The organism is Sodalis-like secondary symbiont of Drepanosiphum platanoidis (assembly GCF_964059955.1).
In the GTDB taxonomy this organism is placed as follows: domain Bacteria; phylum Pseudomonadota; class Gammaproteobacteria; order Enterobacterales; family Enterobacteriaceae.
The window spans coordinates 286,565-299,360 of sequence record NZ_OZ060924.1; the positions used below are offsets into that span (position 1 = coordinate 286,565).

At 16.4% G+C, this 12,796-nt stretch carries 14 protein-coding genes; 7 read left to right on the top strand and 7 right to left on the bottom strand.

Features of this window, described 5'->3' with window-relative positions; genetic code table 11:
- Nucleotides 1-2: 2 nt before the first annotated feature.
- From rsmI to AB4W47_RS01210, 5 genes are all read right to left on the bottom strand, one after another.
- A complete protein-coding gene (gene rsmI / locus AB4W47_RS01190) occupies nt 3-851 on the bottom strand; it encodes a 16S rRNA (cytidine(1402)-2'-O)-methyltransferase (protein ID WP_367670463.1) in 849 nt (282 codons plus the stop codon).
- 154 nt (nt 852-1,005) lie between these two features.
- A complete protein-coding gene (lptB, locus tag AB4W47_RS01195; protein ID WP_367670464.1) occupies nt 1,006-1,731 on the bottom strand; it encodes an LPS export ABC transporter ATP-binding protein in 726 nt (241 codons plus the stop codon).
- A gap of 190 nt (nt 1,732-1,921) precedes the next feature.
- The gene (gene lptC, locus AB4W47_RS01200) at nt 1,922-2,365 is read right to left on the bottom strand and encodes an LPS export ABC transporter periplasmic protein LptC (RefSeq protein ID WP_367670465.1); all 444 of its coding nucleotides are present in this window, start codon (nt 2,363-2,365) and stop codon (nt 1,922-1,924) included.
- Between the two features lie 25 nt (nt 2,366-2,390).
- Nucleotides 2,391-2,924 (bottom strand): 3-deoxy-manno-octulosonate-8-phosphatase KdsC, encoded by a 534-nt coding sequence (gene kdsC / locus AB4W47_RS01205; RefSeq protein WP_367670466.1) that lies wholly within the window; start codon nt 2,922-2,924, stop codon nt 2,391-2,393.
- Between the two features lies 1 nt (nt 2,925).
- Entirely contained in the window at nt 2,926-3,996 is a 1,071-nt protein-coding gene (locus tag AB4W47_RS01210) for a KpsF/GutQ family sugar-phosphate isomerase (protein WP_367670778.1), read from the bottom strand.
- A gap of 490 nt (nt 3,997-4,486) precedes the next feature.
- On the opposite strand from AB4W47_RS01210, the gene AB4W47_RS01215 reads away from it, so the two are divergent.
- The 5 genes from AB4W47_RS01215 (at nt 4,487) to AB4W47_RS01235 (ending at nt 7,977) form a co-directional block, all read left to right on the top strand.
- A complete protein-coding gene (locus tag AB4W47_RS01215) occupies nt 4,487-5,296 on the top strand; it encodes an ATP-binding cassette domain-containing protein (RefSeq protein ID WP_367670467.1) in 810 nt (269 codons plus the stop codon).
- 2 nt (nt 5,297-5,298) lie between these two features.
- Complete coding sequence (locus AB4W47_RS01220) at nt 5,299-6,087, top strand: MlaE family lipid ABC transporter permease subunit (protein ID WP_367670468.1); 789 nt, start codon at nt 5,299-5,301, stop codon at nt 6,085-6,087.
- Nucleotides 6,088-6,564 (top strand): outer membrane lipid asymmetry maintenance protein MlaD, encoded by a 477-nt coding sequence (mlaD, locus tag AB4W47_RS01225; RefSeq protein ID WP_367670469.1) that lies wholly within the window; start codon nt 6,088-6,090, stop codon nt 6,562-6,564. It abuts the gene before it with no gap.
- A 242-nt stretch (nt 6,565-6,806) separates the two neighbouring features.
- Nucleotides 6,807-7,430, top strand: a complete 624-nt coding sequence (mlaC, locus tag AB4W47_RS01230) for a phospholipid-binding protein MlaC (protein ID WP_367670470.1) — start codon at nt 6,807-6,809, stop codon at nt 7,428-7,430.
- 301 nt (nt 7,431-7,731) lie between these two features.
- On the top strand, nt 7,732-7,977 hold the full coding sequence (locus AB4W47_RS01235; protein ID WP_367670471.1) for a BolA/IbaG family iron-sulfur metabolism protein: 246 nt from the start codon (nt 7,732-7,734) through the stop codon (nt 7,975-7,977).
- 202 nt (nt 7,978-8,179) lie between these two features.
- Here the strand turns inward: AB4W47_RS01235 and rfaC are convergent, their stop codons facing one another.
- Nucleotides 8,180-9,142 (bottom strand): lipopolysaccharide heptosyltransferase RfaC, encoded by a 963-nt coding sequence (gene rfaC / locus AB4W47_RS01240; RefSeq protein ID WP_367670472.1) that lies wholly within the window; start codon nt 9,140-9,142, stop codon nt 8,180-8,182.
- Between the two features lie 9 nt (nt 9,143-9,151).
- Entirely contained in the window at nt 9,152-10,192 is a 1,041-nt protein-coding gene (gene waaF, locus AB4W47_RS01245) for a lipopolysaccharide heptosyltransferase II (protein ID WP_367670473.1), read from the bottom strand.
- 583 nt (nt 10,193-10,775) lie between these two features.
- Between waaF and clpP the strand changes: the two genes are divergently transcribed.
- The gene (gene clpP / locus AB4W47_RS01250) at nt 10,776-11,360 is read left to right on the top strand and encodes an ATP-dependent Clp endopeptidase proteolytic subunit ClpP (RefSeq protein ID WP_367670474.1); all 585 of its coding nucleotides are present in this window, start codon (nt 10,776-10,778) and stop codon (nt 11,358-11,360) included.
- 80 nt (nt 11,361-11,440) lie between these two features.
- Nucleotides 11,441-12,709 (top strand): ATP-dependent Clp protease ATP-binding subunit ClpX, encoded by a 1,269-nt coding sequence (gene clpX, locus AB4W47_RS01255; protein WP_367670475.1) that lies wholly within the window; start codon nt 11,441-11,443, stop codon nt 12,707-12,709.
- The last annotated feature ends 87 nt before the right edge of the window (nt 12,710-12,796 follow it).

Below are 12,796 nucleotides of genomic sequence, written 5' to 3' on the forward strand. Positions count from 1 at the left end.
TATTAAACAATATAATTCTTATATAAAATATTTTTTTTTATTTTATATAAATTAGAAATTATTTTTATTGATTTTTTTATTGGTAAATAATTATGAAGAACTTTTAGAAATTTTAAAGCTTTTTTTAAAGAATCTATATTATTTTTATTACAACCTTCTATAATTAATATTATTTCTCCTAAAATAAAATTTTTATTTTTTTGTAACCATATCAAAAGATTTTTTATATTTGTTCTTTTAATATATTCCCAAGTTTTTGTAAGTTCTTTTACTATAACTATAGATCTATTTTCACCTAAAATTTTTTTTATATCTATTAAAGTATTTATTAATCTATATCTAGATTCATAAATTATGATAGTGCGATTTTCTTTTTTTAAAATTTTTAAATAATTTAATCTACTATTTTTTTTTTTAGGAAGAAATCCTTCATAACAAAATTTATTAGTATATAAACCAGAAGCAGAAAGAGCTGTGATAGCAGCACAAGGACCTGGTAATGGTATAATAAGTATTTTTTCTTTTATACAACACTTTACTAAATAAGATCCAGGATCGTTAATTAATGGAGTACCTGCATCAGATACAATAGCAATATTTTTACCTTTTTTTAATTTTAAAATTAAATCATTTGTTTTATTTTTTTCATTATAACTATTTAAAGATATCATATTAGTATTAATAGAAAAATTTTTTAAAATAATACCAGTTTTTCTTTTATCTTCAGCAAGAATAATATCTACATTTTTTAAAATGTAAACTGCTCTATATGTAATATCATATATATTGCCAATAGGAGTAGGAACAATATATAATATTGATTTTTTTTTATTAATGTTAATATTATTCATAATTTTTAAAAATATATTTATTTAAATTTTTAAAATTTAATAAACTTTAATTATAATTTTTAATTAATTAATATAATTAATTAAAATAATTTTTTATTAATTTATTAAAGAATTTTATAAAATTTTATTTATAATAAATATTTTATAAAAAACTTTATAATTTAAATTTTTCTCCTAAATAAAATTTTTTAACGTTTTTATTAGACATAATATCTATTGGAGTTCCTTCTGCAAGTAATTTACCTTTATTTACTATATAAGCTCTTTGACAAATATCAAGAGTTTCACGTACATTATGATCAGTAATTAAAATACCTATTCCATTTTTTTTTAATTTTTTAATAATATTTTTTATATCTATAATTGAAATAGGATCTATTCCAGCAAAAGGTTCATCTAAAAGAATAAATTTTGGATTAGTTGTTAAAGTTCTAGCAATTTCTACTCTTCTTCTTTCTCCTCCAGAAAGAGAATTTCCAATATTGTTTTTTAAATGACTAATATTAAATTCTTTCATTAATTTATTTATATAATCTATTTTTTTATTTTTTTTTATATCTTTTCTAATTTCCAATATTGACATTAAATTATCAAAAACATTTAATCCTCTAAAGATAGAAGATTCTTGAGGAAGATAATTTATTCCATATCTTGCTCTTATATGTAAAGGAAATAGACTAATATTTTTATTATCTATAAAAATAGATCCATAATTATGTTTAATTATTCCTAAAATAATATAAAAAGTTGTTGTTTTTCCAGCACCATTAGGACCTAAAAGTCCTACTATTTCACTAGTATTAATTTTTAAACTAATATTTTTAATAATACATATTTTTTTATAAAATTTATATAAATTTTTTACAATTAATATTGACATAAATACTTTATTTAATTTTTAAATTTATTTTTAATAAAATAATTAATATTAAAATTTATATATATAAAAATATATATTAAATTTTTTTTTAAAAATTATTATAAAGATTTTTTTATTAAAAATAATAATATATTATTTTTTTAATAAATTAAATTTATTTTTTTTAAAAAAATTAAATTATTAATTAATTTTATTTATTAAAATAAATATTTTTTTTATATAAATTTATTAATAAGTTTTGTGTTTTAATAATATTAATTTTTGATTTATTATTAAAATTTATTATTTTTACTTTTTTATATAAATAAATATATTTATTTTTATTAATTTTTAATTTATTAGATGATATTTTCCAACAATATTTAATATTTTTATCAAAAATTGTAATTAATGGATTATATAATTTAATTTTATTAAATAATGGAAAATATTTTATTTTATTAGAAATTATTGTATAATTTAAAAAACCATTTTTATTATAATAAAATATTTTACTATTAAATATTTGATATTTTGGATAAAAAAAATTTTTTTCTTTATATAAAAAAATATTATTATCTAATTTTTTTAAAAAAAATAAAATAAAAATTGTAATTAATAATAAAATTATTACTAATAATTTTTTTTTATTCATTTTATCACCTTATAAATTAATAATTTTAATTTTGTGATGATAAAATTAAATCACATATTTCTCTTACAGCTCCATATCCTCCAAGTTTTTTAGTTATATAATGTGCATATGGTTTTATTAATGGATGAGCATCTGATACTGCTATACTTAATCCTACAATATTCATTATTTTTTTATCAATTAAATCATCTCCTATATAAGCTACTTGTGTTAAATTCAAATTAATTTTTTTTAATAAAATGTTTAACGCATTAATTTTATTAGATTGATTTTGATAAATATGTTTAATACCTAAAAATTTACAACGTTTTTTTATAGAAATTGAAGAACCACCAGTAATAATTGCAACTTCAATATTTTTTTTTATTAATTTTTTTATACCATAACCATCTTTAATATTAAAAGATTTAATTTCTTCTCCATTTTTTCCTAAAAAAATCATTCCATTAGATAATACTCCATCTACATCACAAATCAATAACTTTATTAATTTAGCACTATTAAGTATGGTACGATTAATTGGATAATAAAATTTATTTAAATATTTTTTTTTATACATTTTAAAATTTTCCTTTATTTTTTTTATTAAAATTTATTATATTATTTAAATGTATAACTCCAATATATTTATTATTATGTTTAACTAAAAGTCCATTAGTTTTATATTTTTTCATTATACTTAAAGTTTTTGATATAGAAAATGAGGAATAAACATAAAAATTTTTTAATTTTAAAACATCAGATATAATTGAATTATTTAAATTTATATTTGTATTAATTACTTTAAATAATTCATTGTCCGTAAATATACCCTTTATTTTCATAGAATTATTATATATTACTGCTATACTAAATTTTTTATTAAATATTTTTATAAATACTTTACGTAATAAAGAATCTTTATAAAAAGATGGAATTTTATCAAATGTAAGCATAATATCTTTTATAGAAATAAATTTTTTTCCAATTTCTCCTCCAGGATGAAGTAAAGAAATTTTTTTTCTTGTAAATTTTTTTGATTCCAATAATGTAATAGCTAAAGCATCACCCATAACTAATAAAGAAGTAGTACTACATGTAGGAGATATATTAAAAGGACAAGCTTCTTTTATAACATAAGAACATAAATTAATTTTAGATTTTAAACTAATAGAACTTTTTTTATTACTAGTAATAGAAATAATAGGAATTTTTAATATTTTTAATGCTTTAAACAAATTAATAATTTCTATAGATTCTCCAGAATTTGATATAGCAAGTATAATATCTGTATTTTGTATTACACCTAAATCACCATGAATAGCTTCTACAGGATTTAAAAATAATGATGGTGTACCAGTACTAGATAAAGTTGAAGATATTTTTCTTCCAATATATCCAGATTTTCCTATACCAGTAACAATAACTTTTCCAGTACATAATAATATTTCTTCAATAGCAAGTTTAAAATTATTATTAATATTTTTATATAAATATGATAAACTATTTTTTTCAATTTTAACTATTTTCCTTCCTATATCAATAAAATTAAAATTTATTTTTTTTTTAACATAAAATATTCCTAGTTTATTATTTAAATGTTTTAAAATAATATTATTGTTTAATAAATAAATAAAAAAATAATTATTTATTTATTAAATAAATTTTTTAATAAATATAAATATTATATATTATATATTATATATTATATATTATATATTTTTATAAAAAATTATTTTTTTTTAAAAAAATTATATATAAATTAAAATAAATTTTTTATAAAAAATTATTTAAAAAATAAATATATAAAAATATTTATATATAAAGTTTTTAACTGTAAAATTAATATTAATTTTATAAATATTTTTTAAAAAATTTATTTAATATTATTTTATATATATTTTATTAACATTTTTATTAAAATATATTAATATATTTTAATTTCATATAAAAAATAAAATATAATGTATCTTTATTATAAATACAAATAAAATTTTTAATTAAATAATTTAATAAAATTTATTATATTAAATTTTTAATTAAAAATTTTAAAAAATTAGTATAATAAAAATTTTAAATAAAATTTTTATTTAATTTTAATTAACTAAAATTAAATATTAATTATATTAAGGATTATATGATATGAATATTTGTGATAGCCTTGTAAAAATTTTAAAATTAAGTTTTAATCATGGCCATCGAATTATATTTAAAAATATTAATATGAATTTTATTAAAGGAAAAATTACTTCTATTATGGGACCTTCTGGAGTTGGAAAAACTACTTTACTTCATTTAATTACTGGACAATTAAAACCTAATTCAGGAGAAATTTGGATAAATAATAATAATATAACAAAGTTATCTCGTAATAATTTATATAAAATAAGAAAAAGTATGAGTATGTTATTTCAATCAGGAGCGTTATTTACTGATCTTACTGTATTTGAAAATGTAGCTTTTCCATTAAGAATGCATACTAAATTAACCGAATCTGTTTTACGTAATATTGTATTTATGAAATTAGAAACAGTAGGTTTACGTAATGCAGCATCACTTATGCCATATGAATTGTCTGGAGGAATGTCTAGAAGAGTTGCATTAGCTCGTGCTATATCTTTAAATCCTAAATTAATTATTTTTGATGAACCATTTGTTGGTCAAGATCCTATATCTTTAAAAATATTAATTACACTTATAAATAAATTAAATAAAAATTTGCATACTACTTGTATATTAGTATCTCATGATATACCAGAAGTATTAAGTATTTCTGATTATTCATATATTCTTGCAGATTCATGTATTGTAGCAGAAGGTTCTTCTAAAGATTTAGAATTAACACAAGATATACGCGCTAGACAATTTCTTGATGGAAAATTAGATGGGCCTATTCCATTTAATTATATATCTAAAGATAATAAAAAAAAACTTTTAGATTCAAGGATATAAAAATGTTTTTAAAAACTTTCTTGTTTCTTAAAAAGAATATTAATAATATTTTGCATATATTTTATAATATAGGAAATATATTATTTTATACTTTTATAAAAAAATCAGAATTTAATCAAAAATTATTATTATCAATAATACAACAATTATATAATATTGGTATATTATCATTAATAATAACAATGATTTCTGGATTATTTATTGGTATGGTACTTAGTTTGCAAGGATATTTTATTTTATTAAATTATGGATCTGTATCAAATTTAGGATTAACAGTAGCATTATCTTTATTTAGAGAATTTGGATCAGTAATAACTGCTCTTTTATTTATTGGAAGTGTTGGATCTTCATTTACAGCAGAAATTGCTTTTATGAAAATTACAGAACAACTTTCTAGTTTAGAAATTATGGCTGTTGATCCATTAAGAAAAATAATAGCTCCAAGATTTTGGGCTGGAGTAATTAGCATGCCTCTTTTAACAATTATTTTTATAACATTTGGTATTTTGGGTAGTTGGATTGTTGGGGTATATTTAAAAGATATTGATAATGGTTTTTTTTGGGCATCAATGGATGGTAATTTACAATGGAATCAAGATAGTATTAATTGTTTAATTAAAAGTATTATATTTGCAATATTTATAACATCTATTTCATTGTTTAATGGATATAGATCTAAATCAACTTTTAAAAGTATTAGTATAGCTTCTACAAAAACAGTGATTTATTCATCATTAGTAATATTAGGATTAGATTTATTTCTTACATTTTTTATGTGTGGAAACTTTTAAATGAAAAAAAATAAAGAAGCATGGATTGGAACATTTATGATAATTATTTTATTTTTTTCTATTTTAATGTCTATGAAATTTATACATTTTAATAGATTTAATAAAAATAATTCGTATAGAATTAATGCAATATTTGATAATATAAATGGATTAAAAGTATGTGCACCAGTAAAAATATCTGGTATAACTATAGGAAGAGTAGTAAAAATTCAATTAAATAAATTAAATTTTAAACCAAAAGTTTTTATTGATATAGAAAAAAAATATAATAATATACCAAACACAAGTACTTTAGAAGTTCATACTATAGGTTTTTTTGGAGAAAGTTATCTTTCATTTAATATTGGATTTGAAGATAAAGAAATTGGATCTAAATCTCTAGAAGAAGGAGATAGTATTCAAGATACTAAATCATCTATTATATTAGAAGATTTAATAGGTAAATTATTTTATAAATATAATTTTTTATTTTCATAAAATTAATATAATAAAATATTTATTTTATTAAAAATAAATATTTTATAAATAAAAATTTTTTATAATTTTTAAAAAATTAAAATATTTTTTTAAAAAAAATTAAAATGTTATATAATATAAAATTATTATTTATATTTTTATTATATTTTTAATAAAATTAATAAAATTTTATTATAAAATAATAAAAATTATACTATAATTTTTAAAATAAAATTTTATTAACAAGTATTTAGGAAATATATATGTTTAAATATTTTTTAATTTTTACTATTTTTATGACTACTTACGTAGAAGCAATTGAGAATTCTAATCCATATAAATTAATGAAACATATAGTAGATAATACTTTTACAAGATTAGAAAAAGTACAAAAAAAAATACATAAAAATCCTAAAATATTAAAAAGTATTATTAAAGAAGAATTAATTCCTTTTGTTGATATAAAATATTCTGGGGCTTTAGTATTAGGAGATATGTATAAAAATTATATTCCTTTACAAAGAGAAGATTATTTTAAAGTTTTTCAAGATTATTTAGAAAATATGTATGGAAAAATTTTATTACTTTATAAACATCAATTCTATAGAATTTCTAGTTTAGAAAAACCATTAAATAATTCTGAAAAAGTTTCTATTTGTGTTTCTATTTTAAGAAAAGGAAAAATACCTTCAATAAATTTAGATTTTCAATGGAAAAAAAATATAATATCTGGAGATTGGAAATTTTATGATATTATTATTGAAGGAATAAGTATAATAAATACTATTAAAAATGAGTGGAAATATATTTTAAGACATAAAGGAATTGAAGATTTAATTTCTCATTTACAATCATCTTCTAAAAAACCTTTAAAATTTAGAAGATAATTTTTTAAAAATTAATAAAATATATTTTTATTAATTTTTATTTTTAAATAAATTATTTTTTAGTTAAAAAATAATTTTTAAAAAAATATATATTAAATATTTTTATTAAAAAATTATTAAAAATAATTTATTTTTAAATTAAATTAATAATTTATTTTTTTATAAAATTTTTATTTTTAATATAAATAAATTTTTATTTAAAATAATTAAATTATTTAATAAATTTTTTTTATAAAATTTATAATAAATTAACTTTTTAAATATTAATAATTTTTATATAAACCTATATATAGGATATTATATGGATACTAAAAAAATTAAAAATATTTTAATAAAACATTTATCTATAAAAAAAATTTATGTTAATAAAATTACAAATCATATTATTGTTACAGTTATTAGTCAAAAATTTGTTGGAATAAATTTAATTGAGAGACAAAAAATTATATATAATCCATTAATTAAATATATTTGTACAAATAAAATTCATTCGTTATCAATTAATGCATATTCATTAGATGAATGGAATGAAAAAAATAAAATTTAATTAAATTAAATTTTTTTAATTTAAAATTATATATTTAATATTTTAATAATTATTTTAAATTTATTTTTTAATAAATTTTATAAATAATATTAAAATTTATTTTTTAATAAATATTTTTTTAAAAATAAAATTATTTTTTTTAATTAAATTAATTTTTATAAAAAAATTAAATATTTTTTTAAAAAATAAACATTAAAAAAAATTATATATTAAGAAGTTTTTTAATATTTTTAAATATATATTCAGGAAATAAACTTGACATTTTTTTATCTTTAGATCTAAAAGATTTTTGAAGATATCCATATCTACCTACAAGATTAGGATCTGTTGGTCCATAAAGAGTAATATTAGGTACTGAAAGAATAGCAGATAAAGAACTTAATCCAGTATCTACTGATACTATAGCAGTTGCTCCTAATAATTGTTCAGAAATTTGTGTTAAATTCATATAAGGTAATACTATTACTTTTTTAAAATTTTTAGCTAATCTTAAAGAACGTTTTTTTTCTAAATTTGTTCCCCAAGGTATTTTAATATAAAAACCTAAATTACAAATCATTTTTATTAAAATACGCCAATATAATTCTGGCCATTCTTTATTAATATTTGTTGTTCCATGTATAAATATAAAATAATAATTTTTTGTATTTATTTTATTAAATTTATGTTTAATAATATATTGTTTTATTTTATTAGAAATAGTATATCCAATACTTAATGAAAAAAGTTTTCTAATTCTTGTAATAGCATGTTGTTTTTTATTAATATAATGTTTTTTATTATAAAAAAAACTAGCTATAGGTTCTTTTGCACTTTTATAATCTAATCCATGTTTAAATCCATATGCAATTCTAGTAACCATATATGAACTTTTTATTAATCCTTGAGCATCTATGATAAGATCATATTTTTTTTTTCTTAATTTTTTTTTAAATTCATACCTTTCTTTTTTTATAGATTTTTTAAACCAATTATATCTCCATCTACGTATAGCAATAGGAATTATTTTTTTTACTGATGTATGCCAACTAGGAATAATAGATAAATTTTCTTCTATTACCCAATCAAATTTTATATTTGGAAAATAATATTGTGCATCTGTTAAAGCTGGTAAAGTATGTATAACATCTCCCATAGAAGATATTTTTACAATTAAAATTTTCATAAAATTATATTAGTTATCATTCATTAATATTTTAATTTTTTTAAAAACTTTTTTTGGTTTAATTTTAATAAGATTATTATTATAATAATTATTTAATTTTTTATCAAAATTTTTAAAATTTTTTATACAATGTAAAATTATAGATTTTTTAAATAAAGGTGGAGTAAATTTTGGATTACTAAAACCGTATAATGCTATTAATGGTTTATGTAAAGCACTAGCTATATGCATTAAACCAGAATCATTACTAACAATTCCATTACAACTATCTATAAGAATAATTGCTTCATTTATTGAAGTCATTCCTGTAAGATCTGTACAATATTTTTTTTCTTTTATATTTAAAATATTTATGATAGATTCTCCAGTATCTTGATCATATTTAGATCCAAAAATAATTATATTATATCCATCTTTTATTAATTTTTTTGCTAAAGATGCATAATGATAATATGGCCAACATTTTGCTAATTTAGATGCACTTCCTGGACATAAACCAAATAAAGGACGATAATTTTTATTTAAATAAAATTTTTTATATAAATAATGTTTTTCTTTTTTATTTACTTTTAAAATAGGGTATAAAAATGGTTTTGGAAAACTAAAAGAATTATTTATTTCTTTTTTAGAAAAAGCTAAAATTGAATATTTTTCTATCATAAGAGAAAATTTTAATGTATTATTTTTACGTAAATCATTAATAATTCCATATCTTTTTTCTCCAATCCATCCAGTTCTTAAAGGTATTTTAGCAAAAAATGGTATTAAAGCAGATTTAAAAGAATTTGGTAATATAATTGCTTGTTCATAATTTTTATTTCTTAATTTAATTCCTATATTATATCTTTTACATAAAGAAATTTCTCCATGAGAAAAAGGTAATATAATAGATTTATTAATTTCTGGCATTCTTTTAAGTAAAGGATAACTCCATTTTGGAGCCATTACATCTATTTTAATTTTTGGATATTTTTTAATTAAAATTCTATATAAACTATGAGACATAATCATATCACCAATCCAAGAAGGTCCTATAATTAAAATTTTCATATTTTTACCTTTTTTTTAAAAAAATTAATATTTTAAAATATTTAAAATTTTTTAATTTATTAAAAAATATTTTATTTTATGAATAATAAAATATTAAATTTTTATTTATAAAATATATATATAATTTTTTTATAAATTAATATATATAATTTATAAAAAATTATTTAAATTTATTTTTAATATTATTAAATAATTTTTTAAAAAAAATTTATATATAAATTTTTTAAATTTAAAAATAAAATATAATTTTTTATAAAAAATAAAATATTATAATATATAATATATTAATTTATTAAAAATAATTGAAGTTTTTATAAAATTTTATTAAAATAATTAATTATTTTAATAAAATTATTATTTATTATTTTTTTATTTTTTATAAAATATTTAATACAAAATCTATATATAATGTTATTATAAAATTTAATATTTATTAAAAATATTTTAAATAAAATATAAAATATTTTATGTATTATGTATATTTTAAATAAAAATTTTTAAAAAAATTTATAATAAATTTATTATTTAATTTTTATTTAAAAATATAAAAATTTAAAAAAAATATAATTTGAGTTATTAAAAAATGAACTTTATACCAATGGTAATTGATAACAGTGAAAAAATAGAAAGATCATATGATATTTTTTCAAGATTATTAAAAGAAAGAATTATTTTTGTTACAGGTGAAATAGAAGATCATATGGCAAATATTATTATTGCTCAAATGATATTTTTAGAATCAGAAGATTCAAAAAAAGAAATATATCTATATATAAATTCTCCAGGAGGATTTATTACTTCTGGAATGTCAATATATGATACTATGCAATTTATTAAACCAGATGTAAGTACTTTATGTATGGGACAAGCTTCTTCTATGAGTGCATTTTTATTAGCAGCAGGAACTAAAGGAAAAAGATTTTGTTTACCTAATTCAAGAATAATGATACATCAACCTTTAGGTGGTTTTCAAGGTCAAGCAACAGATATAGCTATTCATACAAAAGAAATTTTAAAAATAAAAGATCGTATGAATTATTTAATGTCTAAACATAGTGGAAAACCTATAGAAATTATAAAAAAAGATACTGAAAGAGATTATTTTCTTTCATCTAAAGAAGCTTTAGATTATGGATTAATAGATTCTATTTTAGAAAAACGTTTTTAAAAAAAATTATCTTATAATAATAATATAATTTATTTTATATTAAAAATTATTTTATTTATATAAATTTTGAGGTGTTTTTAATGACTGATCAGCGGAAAGACAATTTTAATTATTTACCATTTTGTTCTTTTTGCAATAAAAGTCAAAAAAATGTACATAAATTAATTGCTGGAAAATCAGCATATATATGTGATATATGTATAAATTTATGTAATAATATTATTAATAAAAAATTTAATAAAAAAAAAGATATTTATAAATATAAAAAAGAAACATTTAAATATACTCCAAAAGAAATATATGATTATTTAAATAAACATATAATAGGACAAAATGAAGCAAAAAAAATACTTTCTGTATCAATGTATAATCATTATCAAAAAATAAAATATCAACAAAAAAAATCTAATATTGAATTAGAGAAAAGTAATATAATTTTAATTGGTCCAACAGGAAGTGGAAAAACTCTTTTAGCTAAAACATTATCAAAATTTTTACAAGTTCCATTTAGCATATCAGATGCTACTTCATTAACAGAAGCAGGATATGTAGGAGAAGATGTAGAAAATATTTTACAACAATTATTACAAAAATGTAATTATGATGTTGATATTGCTCAAAAAGGTATTATTTTTATTGATGAAATTGATAAAATTGCTAAAAAATCTGAAAATATTTCTATTACAAGAGATGTTTCAGGTGAAGGAGTACAACAATCTTTATTAAAAATAATAGAAGGTACCATTGCATATGTACCAATAAAATCTAAAAGAAAACACCCTCATCAAGAATGTATAAAAATAGATACATCTAAAATACTTTTTATTTGTGGAGGTTCATTTTTAGGATTAGAAAAAATAATTCAAAAAAGAATTAATAAAAATTTTAGTATTGGATTTTTATCTGAAATAAATAAAAATAAAAAAACATTTTCTAATAAAATTTTTAAATATGTTGAACCAGAAGATTTAATAAAATTTGGAATAATTCCAGAATTTATAGGAAGATTTCCTATTATTACAACTCTTAAAAATTTAACTGAAAAATCATTAGTTAATATTTTATATAAACCAAAAAATGCTATTATTAATCAATTTAAAACATTATTTAATATGCAAGGAATTAAATTAAAATTTGAAAAAGATGCATTAATATCTATTGCAAAAAAAGCTATTAAACGTCAAACAGGTGCTAGAGCACTTCGTTCTATTATAGAAAAAATTTTATTAGATATAATGTATATTATACCTTCTCAAAATTCTATAAAAAAAATAATTATTAATAAATCTTCTATTTTTGATAAAAAAGGTCCTATTATAATTTATAATGAAAATAATAAAAAAAATTAATTTTTATTAAAAGTATTAAAAAATTAAAAAATTTAATATAAAGTATTATTATATTTTTTTATTATTTAAATAATTAATATTTTAAAT